Here is an 18,649-nt window from a genome sequence, read left to right as displayed (position 1 = left end):
CGCCTGCAGCTACGGTTTCAACGAGGGCTTCTTCAACCATGCTCGCTTCGCGCCGTGAATTCTTGACGATGGCTGGAGGCGGTTGTGGCCAGTTGGCCTTGGCCGCGATGCTGGCGGCTGAAACGGGAGCGGCCACCGCTCCGCCAGTCAAACGAGTAATTTGGCTGTTCATGCATGGCGGGCCTAGCCATGTGGATCTTTTCGATCCCAAGCCCGAGTTAATCAAACTGGCCGGTCAACCCATTCCGGCCAGCTTCGGTGAAGTCATGACCCGTCGCAAAGTGGCGGCCAACCCGCTGCTGGCTCCGCTGAAACCCTATCGACCACGCGGACAATCAGGCATCGAGATCAGCGATTTTTTGCCCTGCGTGGCTGAGCACGCTGACCAGTTGTGCGTGATTCGCAGTTTGCATGGTGACAGTGTCAATCATCCGCAGTCGGTCTACCAGATGAATACCGGCAGCATTCTCATGGGTCATCCCAGCGTCGGTAGCTGGGTTACGTATGGACTAGGCAGTGAGAATGCGGACTTGCCAGGTTTTGTCGTATTACCGGATCCGGCGGGCGGATTAAAAGGGGGACCGCCAGCTTGGGGAAGCGGATACTTGCCGGCCTCCTATCAAGGGATACCGATGCGCAGCGGTGCCGATCCAATCTTGCACCTGCGGCCAGCCGCGAACTTCACCGACGTCCAACAGCGCAGCACGCTGGACATGTTACAGCAACTCAATCGACAACACCTCGAGCTGCGCGATCGCGACGATCAACTCGAAACTCGCATTAACGCCTACGAGTTGGCGTATCGCATGCAAGCTGCCGCGCCTGACCTGGTCGATTTGCGCGACGAGTCGCAGTCAACGCTCGATATGTATGGTCTCAATCGCCACGCGACGAGCGGTTTTGGCCAGCGCTGCTTGCTGGCCAGGCGGATGATCGAGCGGGGAGTGCGCTTCGTGCAAGTTTATTCGGGCGATACCAACGGATGGGATGCACATGATAATGTGCTGAAGAATCATTCCACCTTGTGCGCTGCCACCGATCAACCCATCGCAGCACTATTGACCGATTTAAAGCAACGTGGCTTGTGGGACGAAACGTTGGTCATCTGGGGCGGTGAGTTTGGTCGCATGCCGATGAGCGAATCAGGCACGGGTCGCGATCACAATCCATGGGGCTATAGCATGTGGCTGGCCGGCGGAGCAGTGAAGGGCGGCTATGTACATGGTGCCACTGACCCCATCGGTTTACGAGCAGTGGAAAAGCCGGTACACGTTCGCGACTTTCATGCCACCGTCTTGCACCTGCTGGGCCTGAACCCTTACCAGCTCTCCTACTATCACAATGGCTTGAACGAACGTTTAATCGGCCCCACTGATGAAGTCCACATCGTCCGTGAGGTGTTAGCTTGAACGTCCAGCGAAGTCTCACACAGTTTGTGGCCCTCGCTCTGCCTATGGTGGCCGGGGTGTTTGGGGGGCTATGCGCTTCAGTGGTTTCACTTGCAGGTGAACCACCGATAACTGCCAGCGATCGCGAGCACTGGTCATTTATGCCACTGGTCGAGCCCATGGTAACTGTCCCGAGCGCGAGCGACAACTTGCGTGGCCCCATCGATGCATTTGTCGCGCTGCAATTGGCCAAAGAGCAGCTTGACCTGGCACCTCCAGCCGAACCGCTGCATCTGCTGCGCAGAGTAACGTTCGACTTGACTGGCTTACCACCCACTCTGGAATCGATCGAGCGACTTCAAGCCAACGCTCTACTGCCAGATGCTTATGAGCGCGAAGTCGATCGACTGTTGGCTTCGCCTTCGCTGGGCGAACATCAAGCTCAACGTTGGCTCGATCTAGCACGTTATGCTGAGACCGATGGCTTTGAACACGATAAGGTCCGTCCCCAAGCGTGGCGCTATCGCGACTGGGTAATCGACGCCATCAATAGCGATATGCCTTATGACCAGTTTTTGCGGTTGCAATTAGCCGGCGATCTCCTCAGCTCCGATCCCGCCTCCAGTATCGCAACCATGTTTTGTTTGTCGGGACCCGATATGCCCGACCTAAATGATCAAACCGAACGCCGTCACAACCTGTTAAATGAAATGACCGGGACGGTTGGAGCAGTCGTGTTAGGAATGCAATTGGGCTGCGCGGCTTGTCACAATCACAAGACTGATCCCATCAGTCAAGCCGATTTCTATCGCTTGCGCGGCGTGCTGGCCAGCGGTGTTCCGCAGTTACAACGCGATAAACCTTGGGCGTCGATGATCGAGCAACCAACACTTGAGCCCGCGAGGTTCTATCATCGCGGCGACCATCGGCATGCCACCGAAACGCTGTCTCTGGGCCTGCCGCGGATTGCAACCGATGACCAGACCAACCAACTTGTTTCCACCTCCGTTCATCCCAGACTGGAATTAGCGGACTGGATATGCACTGCCACCAATCCATTGCCGTTGCGCGCAGAAGTCAATCGCTTGTGGCAAGATCACTTTGGCGCAGGCCTATCAACTACTCCGGGAGATTTAGGACTCATGGGCGACGAGCCCAGGTACACTGAACTGCTGGATTACCTGGCTGTCCATTTGCGCGAGCATGAGTGGAGTCGACAGTGGCTGCGTCGTCGCATTCTATTGTCCGCCACTTACCGCGCCGCATCGCATATGCCCTCCGAAAAGCAGGCGGCCGTGCAGTGGCACCAGCGACTGCAACGCGACCCAGACAATCGACTCTTCAGTCGCTACCCGCGCAGACGTTTAACGGGTGAAGTGTTGCGTGATTCCATGTTGCAGGTGGCTGGCACCATCGATCGCCAGCAGGGCGGACCCGGTGTCATGCCTGCGCTACCCGAAGAGCTTCGATCCGCGCTTCTACCCGGTCAGTGGAAGACCAGCGACGCGCCCGCTGATCATGCGAGGCGCAGTGTTTACATATTCGCCAGGCGCAATCTACGTTATCCAGTATTTGAAAGTTTCGATCGACCCGATGCCGGGGCCAGTTGCGCCCAGCGTGGCAGTTCGATCACTGCCACTCAATCCCTGCTGATGTTCAACAGCCAGTTCAGTTTGCATACCGCCGACACCTTGGCACGGGAGCTCCTAGCCAGCGATAACCAAGCTGCAGCTGATCTGCTGTGGCGCAAGACTTTGTCGCGAGCGCCCAATGCCGAGGAACGGCAGTTGCTTGAAGAGCTGCTGACTGGTTTCGACGATCGTCAATCGGGACTGACCGCCGCGGCTTTGGCTTTGTTGAATTCAAATGAATTCCTAACGCTTGACTGAAGTATTACAGCTATGGGTGAAGACATCGCTAAAGTCCGCTTCGACGCCCAGGACTTTACAGCCTTTGGCAAACGCATGGCGGTCGAACTGGAGCAACTGCGACGCTGGCAGCGTGAAGGCAAGTTTGCCACCGGGCCGATGACGACCGGTTTGGAACTGGAGGCCTGGCTGATCGAAAGCGATGGAACGCCTTCGCCGGATAACGGTCAATTCCTGGAGTCACTCGCCAACGAGTTTGTGGTACCAGAGCTAGCCAAGTTTAACTTTGAACTGAACGTCCAGCCGCAACCGATCGCCGGTCTGGGACTAGAGCGCATGCAGAGCGAATTACTGCAAACCTGGCAACTGTGTGGCGAGCGAGCATCGCAGCTGAACAGACGCATCACTTGTATTGGTATCCTGCCGACCGTCTCTCAAGACATGTTATGCATCAAGAACATGACGCCGCGCTCGCGGTTCGCAGCGCTCAATCAACAGGTCGTGCGCATGCGGCATGGAGCGCCTCTGAGTTTGCAAGTCGATGGTATCGATCGGTTGGAACTGGTGCATCAAGACGTGATGCTCGAATCGGCAGCCACTTCGTTGCAGGTTCATTTGAAGGTAGCCCTAGAAGATGCGTCGCGTTATCTAAATGCGTTTATCATCGCCTCGGCAGCCACTGTGGCGCTGGCCGCCAACGCACCCTTGGTTTTCGGTCGGCGGCTCTGGCACGATACGCGGATTCCGATTTTTGAACAAGCTGTCGATACCGGTGGCGGACCACCCCGCGTGACCTTTGGAAAATCATATGCCCCTAGCGACTTTCTGTCGCTCTTTGAAGAAAAAGTCGCCGACTATCCGGCCATCTTGCCAGTAGAGTTGGAGGAGTTTCCCGAGCGTGTACCTCATGTTCGGCTCCACAATGGCACGTTGTGGTTCTGGAATCGACCCTTGATTGGATTCGAAACCGACGGCACGCCGCACGTCCGTATCGAACATCGCGTCATGTCTGCTGGGCCCACCGCCGTCGATATGTTTGCCAATGTAGCCCTTTCGCTCGGACTGGCGTATGCTGTGGCCAACTACACGCAGGGTTCCGAAACGCAGACACCTGAGATGCAGTGTGAGTTCTCAACGGCGCGGACTAACTTTTATGAGGCAGCGCGGCACGGACTGGCTGCCCAAGTGAGTTGGCTGGGAAAGTCGAGCAGTCTGCAAGACTTGCTGCTGGAACGTTGGTTACCAATGACCCGCGAGGGTTTGAACAAGCTAGAGGTTGATGACAAGCTGATCGAGAGCACACTGGAGGTCTTGTACGCGCGCACCCGCACCGCCCGCACGGCTTCCCAGTGGCAATTGAACGCTTATGACAAGCACGCCGGTGATATGGCGGCTGTGTTGCAGAATTATTTGACTAACCAAGCCACGCGAAAACCCGTGCACGAATGGGAAGTGTGAATATACTTTATGCGTCAAGTAAATGCGGGGATGGTTGCTCGTAATCGATAGCTGTGCTAACAGACCGATTCGAACCGATTCGAACCGATTCGAGTAGGAGTAGGAGTAGGAGTAGGAGTTGGAATGACAAGCATCCTGGTGGCATGGCGGCTGTGTTGCAGAACTATTTGACTAACCACGCCACGCTAAAACCGGTGCATAAATGGGAAGCATGAAGATACTTTGCGCGTCAAGAAAACACGTGCATGGTTCGTACTCCTACTCCTACTCCTACTCCTACTCCTACTCCTACTCCTACTCCTACTCCTACTCCTACTCCTACTCCTACTCGAGCAGAAGAACGAGGAGGAATAAGATTGATAGGATGCAAGGGCGCATAAATTGGCTGGCGGCGGTGTATGACTGACGAATTGCAACTGGATATACTTGAGGGCTGGCCTGGCGAATTAAACGATGTGCCGGCGGTCCTGATCAGGCAAGTGCTACCCAATCCCACGCTGATTCATTTGCCAGGTCGCGAGCCTCGCCCGTTGTTTGTATCGATCCTCTTGCATGGCGACGAAGATGTTGGACTAAAGGCTATCCAACAAGTGATGGCTACTTACGTTCACACGCGTCTGCCTCGAGCGTTATCGATCTTTGTGGGTAATGTATTTGCGGCCAGTGAAACGAAACGCACATTGCCTCATCAGCTCGATTTCAATCGCGTCTGGTTTGGATCGGAACTGGCGCGTGGCCCCGAACATAGCCTGATGGAACGCGTAGTGACCGAGATGGCTCAGCAACGCGTGGCGGCGAGCATCGATATCCACAATAACTCGGGACGCAATCCCTACTACGCTTGTATCTGTTCGCTGCAAACTGCGCATTTGCAGTTGGCTGGGATGTTCAGCGATCGCGCTCTCTACTTCCAGCGTCCCACGGGTGTACAGACACAAGCCTTCATGCCTCTGTGCCCGTCGATCACTTGCGAGTGTGGTCCCATCGGTGACCTCGGTGGCGTACATGCGGCTGCCGACCTGATTCAGCGCGTTATCAACTTGGGTGAAGGCGATCTGAGCGCGCTGCTGCCACCTGTGGCAGAGCAAGTGGAGCTGTATCACACGGTCGCTACTTGGCGAGTGCGACCAGAAGCCACGCTCAGCTTTGCCAGTCGCAGCGACACCGATATCTTTTTGCGACCCGACTTGGATCGCATGAACTTTACGCGGCTAACCAAAGGCACCGAACTTGGGCAGTTGTTGCGGCCGTTGACGGAGTGTTTGTCAGTAACGGATCAAGCGGCGCTGGATGTCACCGATGCTTACTTTGAACTAGATCACGATGGCACCCTGCGCTTGAGACGCGATGCCTTGCCATCGATGTTGACCACCAGCTTGGATGCCATCCGCCTGGATTGCGTTGGCTACCTGATGGAGCAGCTGAAGATCTCTAACTTGAAGCTTGAAATCTAAATGTGTGAGAGGCTACTTCAGAATCTGGCGATTTCAGGTAGCGACCGCGTTCAAGCGGTGGATTACGTAGCCCGCCGAGTCCACCGTCTGGCGACGGTGGCTACCGAGAGTGGAAAGTGGCACTGTCCAATTAAGTGCCAAAACGTTTGGGCAGCGAGACGGCGTACAGCAGCACGACTGCTCCGCAAGCCAGCAAGCTCCAGGCAATCCATTCGGGCGGATGAATGATGCGGCTGGGGTCAAACATGGGTTCGGGATTGAACCAGGCGGGTGCTTGCACCGCGGGCATGGGACGCTCGGCGGCCAAGGTGGCACTATCGATCAGCAAGCACTCGACGCCCAGAATGCAGAGCATTGTGCCTATCGCCATGAAGAATGCACGCCACACGTTTGCCCAAGCCTCTCATATCGGTCTAAGAAACACCGCTCCATTGTTTGTCGGCCCAGCACCAGCCCAATCCTGACAGGGTCCAGCAAAATACCGTCTGTAGGGGTCAGCGTGGCATAGGCTTCCAGCCTGTGTGTGGCATAGGCTTCTAGCCTGTGTGTGGTTAATTTCTAGAAACAGTAATCAATCTGCCTAGCCACAGGCTGGAAGCCTATGCCACCCACAGGCTGGAAGCCTATGCCACATACTCTGCCGCACTCCAGCTACCAGGGTAAGAATTGGGTGACTATACTTGAGGGTCCCGCCAGTCGGATGTTCCCTTGTCACAGCTCGCCGTTTACATTGGACGAAAGTCTGGGCAACTTTTGTTGGTTTCGAGCCGTAGTAACTTGAGCGCCCACCCACCAATCCTTTGAAGGAAATTTCTATGACGACCAAGCCTTCGCGTCGTGCGTTCGTTAAGACTTCGGCTGCTATCGGCGCCGGTTATTGGGCACTGGGTGGAGTATCTCCACGCGAGAGCCATAGCGCGATCGAGCGTGTTCAATTCGCCTGTATCGGTATCGGTGGCAAAGGTGCCAGCGATTCAGAAGATGCCAATCGCGCAGGTGACGTGGTAGCTGTAACGGATATCGATGACTCCACGATCGAGAAGGAAATCAAGCGTTTCAAGACCAACCCGACCGTGTTTCATGACTTCCGTGAAATGCTCGAGAAGATGGGTGACAAGGTCGATGCCGTCACCGTCAGCACGCCCGATCACTCGCACGCTGTGGCCGCTGGCACCGCGATGAAGATGGGCAAAGCTGTCTTCTGTCAAAAGCCACTGACGCGCACCATTTGGGAAGCTCGTCGCCTGGCGGATCTGGCCAAAGAAAAGAACGTGGCCACACAAATGGGCAACCAAGGTTCCGAGAAGTCGGGCTTGCGTGAAGCGGCCGCGCGCATCAAGGGTGGTTTCATCGGCAAAATTCAAGAAGTGCACGTGTGGACCAACCGTCCGGTGTGGCCGCAAGGCCTGCCGCGTCCAGCCGCTGAAGAAGTGCCCAAGGGTATTCATTGGGAACATTTCATCGGCTGTGCTCAGATGCGTCCTTACAACGCCGCTTACCATCCATTCAAGTGGCGCGGTTTCTGGGACTTCGGCACCGGCGCTCTGGGTGATATGGCTTGCCATACCATGAACATGCCCTTCGCTGGTTGCGAACTGGTCAACCCAATTGCGGTCAAAGCGACGACCTCAGGTCACAACAAGGAGACGTTCCCAGGTTGGTCGATCATCGAGTTCGATTTCGGCGCTACTGCCAATCGCCCTGCCTGCAAAGTCTTCTGGTACGACGGCGGCAAAAAAGCCGATGCCAAGTTGTTGGCAGGTAAGTGGAAGAGCGGTTCTGGCGATCAAGAATTCACCGAAATCAAGAACTCCGGTTCGCTGATCGTAGGTGACAAGGGCAAGATCTTCTCGCCTGACGATTACGGCGCTGAATATTATTGGCAAACGGATTCAGAACCGATGGAAGTCGAATTCGAACGTTCGCCTGGTCACTTCAAGGAATGGGTCAACGCGATCAAGGGTGGCAAGCCAGCCTGGTCGAACTTCCAAGAGTATGCGGGCAAGTTGACCGAAGTGATTCTGCTGGGCAACCTGGCCGTATGGGCCGCCGGCGAAAGCAAAGAAGACGGCTCGCCAGTAGAAAGTCCTAAACTGGAATGGGACCAAGCCAACCTGGCAGTCAAAGGCACCAACGCTTACGACGCTTTGATCAAGCCTGCCTATCGCGAAGGCTACACGCTGTAGGAAATCTGTGCGCAGTGGCGCACCATGAGCTTCACGGAATTCTGGATGGCACTGGCAATCAATGGCCAGTGCCATCTTCGTTAACCTAACAACAGTTCTTCGTAGCCGATCTCGCCAGAGATTGGAAATCGATTGGTGACGCTTCCAAAGTCTGGCGACTTCGGCTACGGTGCAATTTAACCGAACAGGCTGGGTAGAGACTCGGTCCAAGTAGTCATGGCGGCCGTGTGAGCCAGGACTTCGCTACGGGCACTGCGGATCGAGCGAATATGCTTTTGACTGGCTTCGACGCGTTCAGCTAGCTGATCACATTCATTACGAGTCTTATCGATCTGCAGCTTGGCTTCTTCGAACACCACTGCAAAGGCATCGGCCCCATTCAGTGACACCGATTCTTTCAGACCAGCGAACTGCACAAAGCGTAACGTTTGAACGTTGCGTAACAATTGTTCGACACGTTTGCGGAGGACGGAAAACGCCATTTCGCTACTGCTGAGCTGTTCGTAAACGAGCGACGTACGTTTGCTGACTTCGCACACCAGGGTACACAGGCTTGCGGTGACATCGCCACTGCGGTCTTCGGAATCTTGCATCTCTTGCAAGAAGTGATTGCTGACTTCACTCTGCAGTTTGATGGCCGCGACTTCAAAAATTAATGACGACAGAGAATCGACCAGCGCGTTCATGTCGCGCGACATTTCGACGATGACCTGTTCGCTATTGACGCTGGCTTCGCCTAGTGATTCTGCGACGACACCCAATGTGTTGGCGCGGGCCCCCAGTTGATTGGCGGCGACGGTTGCGTTCAGAGATAGCAGGCGAATGGTAGCTGCGTTCTCGAGCATTGACTGCGACTTGTCCAGCAGCATGACGTTCATCGATCGAAATTCGTCCAAGTACTTGAACAAGTTCTGTAAATTGTTGTCCAACTCTGCAAAGTGATGAACGATCACTCGCATACGTTCGGCTTCCGCGTAATCGCTGGATGCAAAGCGAGTTGTCAATCTCGCTTGATACCAATCCGACGAAATCAGTTGGTGGCGTGCGCTCATCTCGGTGGACAAAGCCGTCTGCATGAATGACTTGTAGTCGCGAAAGCCATGTGAGGCGAGCAGGTTATTTAGCCGCTCGGCCGACGCTACCATCGCTTCGGCGCGGCGTTTGGGCTCAGTCTCAATCAAGCGTTCGGTTGTCAGTAATTCGGCGTAGATGTTGCGTACGATTGGAAACAGCGGACTACTCGGCTTGAGGCGAATCGATAGGTAACCGCGATCAGTGGGCATAACAATGGCCAATACCCAATAGAACCGGCCATCTTTGGCCAGGTTCTTTACATACGCGGCAATCGTTTCGCCGGCCTCAATCGTATCCCATAACAATTTGAACACGACGCGCGGCATATCGGGATGTCGCAGGATACTATGCGGCGCACCGATTATCTCCTCGACGCTGTAACCTGAGATGCGAGTGAAGACATTATTGCCTTGTTCGATGATCCCTTTCTTGTCCGTTATCGAAAAGAAAAGCTCGTCGATATTAAATACTCGCTCTTGATCGAGAATCTCGATCGAACTGCGTTTTGCCAAAGTAGTACCCCTCAATACGCAAAGTTAAATAGCAGGTTCCGCCGGCTGACCTAAGTGCAGGAGTCGGCAACACGGCAGCTGAAAGCGATCAATCAAGAGAGGGGCCAGATTGAAATCATCTTGAATGCATGCCGCCTAAACATGCATTGGACTCCTGCAAAAGTAGCTCATCGACTAGTTGCGCTTCGCGACTTAGCTGAAATCGGCGAGTTCATGCCACACTCCACCTATTGGCCCCAGTGTGGCATAGGCTTCCAGCCTAATGTGGCATAGGCTTCCAGCCTGTGTCCTTCCATTAAAAGTGTGGCCGCGTACAGGCTGGAAGCCTATGCCACACTAGGGCAGGTGGTACAACCTGCCCAGGCTGAACAGTCGGCATAAAAGGTTATCATTCGCGAGCCATAGTCGTTTGACACCCACTCTGGTCGACTTAGGTTTGCTTGATCCCTTGCTAAAACTCAAGGCAATGTACACAGAAATCGAGCGACCTGATGTCGACTTCGCGCACTAGTTGGAAACAAGATTCGGCTCCTGTTGAGCTGTCGCTGCCCATTGAAGGTCGCGACCCGGTGGTTGATCGCTTGGAAAAGCAATTCGACCAACTGCTCGACTTGTTAGCTTCTGATCAAATGCTGGACGGACTGGATGTTCCGCGCAAGCCATGCACACTGGTGGCTGAACGTGCGGAAGTGGAAGGTACTGCCAACGACCTGACGGCTGCGACTACCGATGAGTTGGAATTGAGTATTGTCATGCCGTGCCTGGACGAGGCAGAAACGGTTGGCAATTGCGTACTCAAAGCTCACTACGCACTGGAGAAACTGGGGATCGCTGGCGAAGTTATCGTGGCCGATAACGGCAGTCGCGATGAATCGGTCGAGATCGCCGAATCACTCGGGGCGCGCGTCGTGCATGTTACCCAGCGCGGCTATGGGGCTGCCCTAATGGCCGGCATCGAGTCGGCGCGGGGCAAGTTCATTGTCATGGGTGATGCCGACGATAGCTATGATTTCACGGTCGTCCCCAAGTTCTACGAGCGATTGTGCGAAGGCGCAGACCTGGTGCAAGGCTGTCGTTTGCCCCAAGGTGGCGGACGCATTATGCCAGGTGCTATGCCCAAGTTGCATCAATGGGGCAACCCTTGGTTGACCTGGATGGTTCAGAAAATGTTCCGTGCACCGGTGAACGATGTTTACTGTGGCATGCGCGCGTTTCGTAAAGATTTTTATAAGCGATTGGACCAGCGCTGTACGGGCATGGAATTCGCCACCGAAATGATCATCAAGAGCACCCTCTTTGGTGCCCGCATTTCGGAACTACCGATCACTCTTTATCAAGACGGTCGTACGCTGCATCGTCCCCATCTGCGAACATTCCGCGACGGATGGCGCACCGTACGGTTTTACTTGCTGCAGAGTCCGCGCTGGACGTTTGCGGTACCAGGTGCCATCCTGGGTGGCCTGGGTGCCGTGGCTGCGACCCTGGCGCTGATGAATGTCAACTTGGCTGGTATCGTATTCGATGCCCACACGTTGCTCGTGGCGACCTTGGCCTTGCTGGTAGCTGCTCAACTGATTTCCTGTGCAGTGTTAGCCAAGACCTTTGCCAGTGGCGAAGGTTTGCTGCCTCGCGACAATCGACTCGAAAAACTCTCACACGTCTTTACGCTGGAACGCTGTTTGAGCGCGGCTGGACTGCTAGTGCTCGGTGGCCTGGGCGTCGTAAGTTGGACAGCGTTTGGTTGGGCCAGTGCAGGCTTTGGCCCACTGGATTATTCGGCGACGATGAAATGCATGATTCCGGCCATCGGTGCCATTGCGCTGGGTGTCCAGATGGCAGCCAGTAGCTTTCTGCTGAGCGTGCTCCGCATGGCGCGGCGCTAAGGCCCTCGTGATCGAGTGTATTGATGAATTGCCCGCAACCAACACTACCGCCAGAGACTGAGCAAGGTGTTTCGTTGCCTGGGCGCCAATGGCCATATCGCTGGCCATTATCGGTATTGGCAGTTGGCCTACTGTGTGGCTTGATCTCATACAGTTTTAGCTGGCGTCATGTGCCGGCTCCTTCGCTGCACGATGAATTCTCCAACATTCTGCTGGCCGATACTCTATTGCATGGACGACTGGCCAATCCAGCACCTGCGATCTGGCAACCGTTTCAGTCCTTTCACGTATTGGTTAATCCCAGCTACGCTTCGAAGTATCCGCTTGGTCCTGGAGCGCTGCTGGCCTTTGGCTGGTTGGTCTTTGGAACGCCAGCAGCTGGTATTTGGTTAGGCGCGGCGTTGTGCGCCACCTGTATCACCTGGGCGGCAGCGGGTTGTTTGCCGCGGCGTTGGGCCTTGATGGCCGGACTACTGCTGGCGATCAGTCCCAGTGTGCATCATCAATGGTCGCTCGGTTATATGAACGGTTGGCTGACAGCCGCGTGTGGTGCGTTGTTAGCTGGTGGCATCTTGCGGTTGCGCAGACGGGCAGCGGTGGCTCAGTCCAACTGTACCCAAGCCTATCGACGAACCTATTTGGCCCTGGGGCTAGGCATCGCCGGTCTGGCGCTGACACGTCCATTCGAAGGACTGCTGTTCACGATTTGCTGTGCAAGTTTGTTGCTGTTCTGGTGGCGCAAAGGGCTGCTCAGCCAACTGCGCTTCCATGTGCCACGTTTGATAATGTGGTCGACCGCGCCAATCGTGGCAGCGCTGGTACTCATGGCCGCACATAACGTAGCGACTACGGGGCGCATGACTTGCTTGCCCTATCAGCTTCATGAAATTCAGTATGGCGTGGCTCCGCTGAATATTTTCCAGCCACCCAAGCAGCCGCAAATGACCGAGTGGTCAGCCGACGTTCCGCCCACCGTGCTGGCCTTTCACTACGGTTGGTCGCTGGAGAGTTATCGGAAGCGCAATCACCTGTTTGGATGGTGCGGAGCGATCGCCGAAAGGTTGCATGTCGTATCCAGTTTGTGGGGCATGCTGTTGTGCTTGCCCATAGCGCTCATGTCCGTGGTCAGTCGCGGCCCTCACCGCCAGTTAGCGTTGGTGATAGGACTGGCGTTGCTGGTTGGGAGCTTTGTACCCTGGTACTACTCGCACTACTTTGCGCCCTCACTGGTGTGGCTGGTTATTCTTTCGATGCTCAGCTTTGTTTGGCTCATCAAACGCGTATTGACTGATCGCCACGGCGTACGCCTGGCCGTGGGCTGCTTGATCGTTGTCCAATCAACTTTCTTGTTGGGCGAAGTGCTTAGTGCCAATCGTCGCCAGCTGACTTGGGCCGACGATCGCCAGCAACTGGTTGAACGTCTGATGGCAGAAGGCGATCAGCACTTGATCTTGGTGCGGTACCATCCCGATCACAACGTGCATGACGAATGGGTCTACAACGGAGCTGATCTGGAACTGGCTCCGGTTGTCTGGGCACGCTCATGGCGGCCTGATCTCGATCAGCAGCTCATTAGCCATTACGCTGGTCGTCAAGTCTGGATCCTGCAGTTGGACGAGTTCGACCATCCCCATCTGGCTCCACTCCTCGCTCTCGAGAGCCATTAGGATTAAACTGCCAGTAGAACGATTTCTGCGAAATCGGTACCTACGGCGGTTAACGGGGAACTTGCAGTGATATCACGTCAACAGAAGGCGCTCTTGGATCAAGTCGGCGGAGTGCCCAGTCTCATTGGCGCGAGCATCTTAGGTAGTATCGCCGCGGCCACGGTGCCGGTGGTGTTTGTATTGTGTGGTGTGGTTGTCGATATTTTAGGCAACGCAGAGGCCACCAAGCCCTTTGGTCAATTCCTGCCGAACTTGCGACTATGGTTGCCCACGGATCTGAGCCGCTTGGGGCAAGTCGGGCTGACGTTGCTGATTGCGCTCGGTATCGTGTTGGTTCAAGTGATTTGCTTGTTCATGTTCTATCGTCGCATTCAAGTAGTCGCAGTGGGCCTGGAGGCCGCCGTGATGGAGCGTCTGTGGAATCACTCGCGCAAGCTCGCAGTTGTGCGCACGCTCTCGGGCCAACAAACGGCACTGGTGGATGGATTGGAATATCATCTACCGCGCGTGCGCGCCAGCCTGAGCCGTTGGTGGCGGGCCGCTCCGAGGCACTTCGTGCAGTTGATCACTTGCTTGATCCTGGCATTCTTAATTACGCCGTTGCTGACCGCGCTGACGATCGTAGCCGCCGCTATTGTCATCTTGGTGTATCGTACCCTGGATCGTTATCGACGCACGCGTTTGCCAGTTGTTCGCGAACGAGCCACCCAGCGCCGCACGCAGGTGATGGCGTTGTCGCTGCAAGGGCCACTCTTGGAATCGGTGCAGAGCGAGCAAGAGATTCAAAATAATTTCCACGAAGAATTGCAAGCTTATCGCAAAGAAGCCGTGCGTAGCCTGGCTAGTAGCGCTTGGAAGACACCGCTGGTGGTGGCCTTGGGTGGCGCGCTGGGATGCTTATTTGTGTTCTTGGTTTCGATCCAGATCTTGCGGGCCGAAAACAATTTAACGCTGGCAGGTTGTTTGACCTTTGTGTTTGCCTGCGGCGGTGTGGCACTGAGCGCCACGCGTTTGCAGCGCAGCGCTCGCGAACTGCGCGGAGTGCAAACGGCGACCGAGGACCTGGTGCGATTTCTGTCGCTGCCAGCCGATGGCTTGCCTGTGCTGGAAGCCCGCAAACTCAAGCGAGTCTCGCGTGAGATCGCTTTGGAACATGTCACCGTTCAAGATAGTAGCGGCCGCAAACTGCTCGAGAACATCTCAGCCAAATTCGTGCCTGGCCAGCTCTTCGGTATCGTGGCGACTCAGCGCTTGCAGGCCTCGGCCCTGATGGAACTGCTGCTAGGCATCGGTCGACCCGTCAGTGGTCGCATGCTCCTGGACGATATCTCAGTCTCGGATATCGAACCCCTGGCATTCAAGCAACTGGGCGTGTGGGTATCCGAGAATGGTCCACTAGTGACGGCTTCGTTGGAAAAGAATGTGATGAACGATGGCCAGCCCTCGCAGGCTGTCGGATTGATGGATGCGCTGCGGGCCGCCAAAGTGGTCGAAGCTGTCCAACGATTGCCCGATGCAGCCGCGACGTTGATTACCCCAGGCGATGATCGATTCTTGCCTGATACACCGTTTCGACTGGGAATCGCGCGGGCCATTTTACGCGACGTTTCTATCGTAGTGATGGAAGAGCCAGCGGCCCGCGTCGATGCCAAAGTCGAACAAGAGACGATCGAGGCCATTCGCGCGCTAGTGAACCATCGCGTGATCACGCTGCTGTTACCTCAACGACTAACCACGCTGCGTCAATGCGATCAAATCATTCTGCTGCACGAACATCAAATCGCCGATGTGGGCTCGCACAGTGAACTGCTGCAGCGATCAGATCTCTATCGGCACTTAACCTATGTTCGATACAGCCCGCTGCGACATGTGGCGGTATAAGCACGTGGACACATCCAATTCGGGATTAGGGTGTTAGAGTTGAAGCGTGGCCAAAGCGGTTTTCAATTCTGGCGCATTGAATTCAAAACCTTCGCTGATCAATCTGGCCGGGACCGCACGGCAACTACACAGTAGAGCTGCATCGGCCATTTCTCCTAACCCTAATCTCAAGGCGAATGCAGGCACTGGCAAGAAGCGATAGCGTCCAAGACGTTGGGCCAACAGTTGCGTAAATTGCGCATTGGTGACTGGATTGGGCGCGGTCAAGTTATAGGCCGTCGAGCCTTGATAGTGCGATCGCCGCTGGATGATCCAATCGATGGCTCGCACTACATCTTCCAAGACAATCCAGCTCCAGTACTGTCGACCACTACTTAGATTGCTACCCAATCCCCAACGAAACAGCGGCAACATTTTGGCCAGTGCTCCGCCCTCAGGTGACAGCACGACACCGAATCGCGTTAACACGACCGGCGTCCCGTTAGCCATGACCTTTTCCGCCGCCGCCTCCCATCGCTTGCCAACCTCCACCAAGAACTCCACCCCCATCAATGTGGCATAGGCTTCCAGCCTGTGTTCCCCTGTGGCATAGGCTTCCAGCCTGTCTGTGGCATAGGCTTCCAGCCTGTCTGTGGCATAGGCTTCCAGCCTGTGTGCCTCTTTATGTCCCCCTAAACTACCACCAACTAGCTTAGATGAATCTTGATCTGCCTCCTGCACCACTTCATCCCCGCGATCCCCATAGATGCCAATTGCCGAGGCGCAGACCATCAATTCCAGCGGTTGGGCCAACTGACTGACACTAGCGCACAGTAACTCAGTGGCTGCGACGCGTGATTGATAGATCAGTTGTTTCTCGCGGCGGGTCCAGCGGCGGTCGGCGATGCTGCGGCCGGCCAAGTGTATTAACACGGGGACACCGGCCAGCTTGTCGAGTTGCATTACTCCACGCTCAGGATCCCACCAGCAGTGCAGGGGATCGGTAGCTTGGCGCTCGTGCCGCACCAAATGCACGACTTCATGACCGGTGCGGGTCAAGTGCCTGGCCAAGGCCTGGCCGATCAGACCACTTGAACCCGTGATAGCGATTTTCATGAAGTCTTTACGGTTACTTACGTATTGATTTGATATTCGGTCTTGTCAAAGAAATCGCTGCGCTCCGGCAGATGGGCGAAGCGATGATTTGCAGGCAAGAACGTGTCGAGGCCTTCGAAGATGCGCTGCCAACTCCACAGTTCGGGACCGGCGCCTAACTGCTGGCGTACCTTTTCTGTACCGGTGGGAGCGACTGGATGTAACAGCGTAATGGCTACGCGCACCATGTGAAACGCATCGACTAATGCTTGCTGGCGTTTCTCGCTTGGACAATCGTCAGCATACGGTTTCTGTTCGGTCCAGAGTTTATTGATATCGCGTATATACGCGCCCACTTCTTCGATGGCGGTATGGAACTCTTGGTTGGCAAACAAGCGTTCGAAAGACAGGATCAGCTTCTCTGAATTCTCGATGATGTCTTCGCTAACTTTACCGACGGGGAACTGCGAATCACAGAATTTCTGGACTGTGTAGAAGCATGACCGAACTGCTTTGTTTAGCGAGTTGCTAAGAATGTTACCGTCTTTGAGAACGGGATCGGCACTGGAGGGTGTAGCTTTCGGATCGAGCGGTTTTGGTCGGAAGCTAACTGGTTTGAGCCCCAGGCCGAGGCTCAGGAAGTGCATGCGCAGTTGATCCGACGTATACCACTGCAGTAGTTCGCGGGCGGTAGGCGGCTTGACCTGGCCACTGCTACTAGCCTTCTTATCCAGGAACAGCAAGTGGTGATTGGCGATGATCTTGGGCAGTTGCAGCTGGCCTTCTGGTGGATCGGAGGCGACCTGGCGACCTTGCATACCTAAGAACATGGCCATTTCCGCCAGCCCATAGAACAGCAAATTATCTTCACCGATGAACTGATTAACTTGTGCGTCTTTGGAGCACCACCACAGTTTCCAGTCGCTCGTGGGCTGACCGCGGCTTTGCAGTACCGCCGCCGTGAATGATATGGGAGCCCACAACGATTCGGGCCAAACCCAAAACGTGAGTCCTTGCAGGCCATCGATCTCAGGCGCAGCCAAACCCCAATCGAGGTTACCGGTCAAGCGAAATGGCACCAGCGTACGGCCCGCTCGATAACGCACATTGTGTTTACCCAGAACCTCGCGAGCCTTATCGCGCTCGGCCAAGGATTTGAAGACGAACTTGTCCGACTTGCTCTTGCTGGCTTCGCGCTCAAAGGGCGGCAGTTGTCTCAGCAGAGCTTCTTCGTCTACTTTTTCAAGTTCATCGCGCTTGATGAAGATCGCTGGCAAGCCGAAGTATTCGAGCACTTCGCGAATCGCAAACTCGCGCCAGGCTTGCGAGGCATTCAAACGCCCGAGCCACTCTTGCAGCGGTTGGCGAAATGATTCAACCGACAGATACCAATTGGTCACATCGCGCATCTCGGGCTTGTCACCAGTTAGTACGCTGATGGGATTGATCAGTTCGCTGGGTTCGTATTGATGCCCCAGAGAACATTCATCGGCGTAGCCTTTGTCGCTCTGACAGCCTTCGATTGGACAGCGTCCTTGAACCTGGCGGCCGTTTAAGAACGTTTCTCTTTTCGCATCGTAGAACTGCGATGTGGTCAGCTTTTCCAGCCAGCCGTTGGCATGCAATGTTTCGAGGATCTCGGCACCCAACTCGCGATGGATGGCATGATAGGGCTCAAGGGCCGAAGCCGCGAACGTGGTCAGACCGATATCGTACGCACCCAGTGTCTCTTTCTGTCGCTGATGATTCGACTCGACAAACTCGATCAACGTGCCGGAGACCTCGCCCTTGGCGAGCTTGTTAGCAAAGTCGGCCACGATGGGTGAACCAAAGCAGTCGGTACCCGAGACGAAAATGACATTCTCCGGTCCGATACGATCGCTCAGAAAGCGCGCATAGGCATCGGCGTGAATGAAGACTCCGCCCACATGCCCAAAGTGCAAATCCTTGTTGCCGTAGGGCATTCCCCCGGTCACGACCGCTCGCTTAGGAAACTGGGGTCGATTAGTGTTCGTAACGATGCGAGGTCCTGAAACGTGCGACATACCGCTCCTTTAGTCCAAGTGTCTGCACAGATTGCTAGCGGCGTAATTGTAACGAATCATAGCCCAAGCGGCACGGGTGCTCGCGGAGCAACTCGTTTAACCCGTAGCCGCCAGGCGAGGCGATCGAAGGAGCGCATACGCAGTGCGAAGTCTCTGGAA

The 18,649-nt window shown here is 55.4% G+C and carries 12 protein-coding genes; 8 read left to right on the top strand and 4 right to left on the bottom strand.

What is annotated here, in order from left to right; genetic code table 11:
• The first annotated feature begins 38 nt into the window (after window positions 1-38).
• The 4 genes from SH573x_RS07915 (at window position 39) to SH573x_RS07900 (ending at window position 6,168) form a co-directional block, all read left to right on the top strand.
• On the top strand, window positions 39-1,409 hold the full coding sequence (locus SH573x_RS07915; protein WP_479353964.1) for a DUF1501 domain-containing protein: 1,371 nt from the start codon (window positions 39-41) through the stop codon (window positions 1,407-1,409).
• An 80-nt stretch (window positions 1,410-1,489) separates the two neighbouring features.
• Window positions 1,490-3,277, top strand: a complete 1,788-nt coding sequence (locus SH573x_RS07910; protein WP_479353962.1) for a DUF1549 and DUF1553 domain-containing protein — start codon at window positions 1,490-1,492, stop codon at window positions 3,275-3,277.
• A gap of 12 nt (window positions 3,278-3,289) precedes the next feature.
• Entirely contained in the window at window positions 3,290-4,714 is a 1,425-nt protein-coding gene (locus SH573x_RS07905) for a hypothetical protein (protein ID WP_479353960.1), read from the top strand.
• Between the two features lie 398 nt (window positions 4,715-5,112).
• On the top strand, window positions 5,113-6,168 hold the full coding sequence (locus tag SH573x_RS07900; protein ID WP_479353959.1) for a M14 family metallopeptidase: 1,056 nt from the start codon (window positions 5,113-5,115) through the stop codon (window positions 6,166-6,168).
• A gap of 130 nt (window positions 6,169-6,298) precedes the next feature.
• On the opposite strand, the gene SH573x_RS07895 is transcribed toward SH573x_RS07900, so the two are convergent.
• Complete coding sequence (locus SH573x_RS07895) at window positions 6,299-6,523, bottom strand: hypothetical protein (protein WP_479353957.1); 225 nt, start codon at window positions 6,521-6,523, stop codon at window positions 6,299-6,301.
• Between the two features lie 460 nt (window positions 6,524-6,983).
• Between SH573x_RS07895 and SH573x_RS07890 the strand changes: the two genes are divergently transcribed.
• Entirely contained in the window at window positions 6,984-8,354 is a 1,371-nt protein-coding gene (locus tag SH573x_RS07890; protein ID WP_479353955.1) for a Gfo/Idh/MocA family protein, read from the top strand.
• A 176-nt stretch (window positions 8,355-8,530) separates the two neighbouring features.
• Here the strand turns inward: SH573x_RS07890 and SH573x_RS07885 are convergent, their stop codons facing one another.
• Complete coding sequence (locus SH573x_RS07885; RefSeq protein WP_479353954.1) at window positions 8,531-9,940, bottom strand: PAS domain-containing protein; 1,410 nt, start codon at window positions 9,938-9,940, stop codon at window positions 8,531-8,533.
• 491 nt (window positions 9,941-10,431) lie between these two features.
• Between SH573x_RS07885 and SH573x_RS07880 the strand changes: the two genes are divergently transcribed.
• The 3 genes from SH573x_RS07880 to SH573x_RS07870 all read left to right on the top strand — a co-directional run bounded on the left by SH573x_RS07880 (window position 10,432) and on the right by SH573x_RS07870 (window position 15,371).
• The gene (locus SH573x_RS07880) at window positions 10,432-11,823 is read left to right on the top strand and encodes a glycosyltransferase family 2 protein (protein WP_479353952.1); all 1,392 of its coding nucleotides are present in this window, start codon (window positions 10,432-10,434) and stop codon (window positions 11,821-11,823) included.
• Window positions 11,824-11,846: 23 nt separating this feature from the next.
• Window positions 11,847-13,490, top strand: a complete 1,644-nt coding sequence (locus SH573x_RS07875) for a glycosyltransferase family protein (RefSeq protein ID WP_479353950.1) — start codon at window positions 11,847-11,849, stop codon at window positions 13,488-13,490.
• A 66-nt stretch (window positions 13,491-13,556) separates the two neighbouring features.
• Window positions 13,557-15,371 (top strand): ABC transporter ATP-binding protein, encoded by a 1,815-nt coding sequence (locus SH573x_RS07870; protein ID WP_479353948.1) that lies wholly within the window; start codon window positions 13,557-13,559, stop codon window positions 15,369-15,371.
• 33 nt (window positions 15,372-15,404) lie between these two features.
• On the opposite strand, the gene SH573x_RS07865 is transcribed toward SH573x_RS07870, so the two are convergent.
• Entirely contained in the window at window positions 15,405-16,466 is a 1,062-nt protein-coding gene (locus SH573x_RS07865; protein WP_479353947.1) for an epimerase, read from the bottom strand.
• 17 nt (window positions 16,467-16,483) lie between these two features.
• Complete coding sequence (locus tag SH573x_RS07860) at window positions 16,484-18,490, bottom strand: class I tRNA ligase family protein (protein ID WP_479353945.1); 2,007 nt, start codon at window positions 18,488-18,490, stop codon at window positions 16,484-16,486.
• Window positions 18,491-18,649 lie beyond the last annotated feature (159 nt).

The sequence above is a fragment of the Rania fehmarnensis genome, assembly GCF_056494185.1.
The sequence above is the reverse complement of the archived record's forward strand: the minus strand, read 5'-3'. Positions and strand labels throughout refer to the sequence as shown.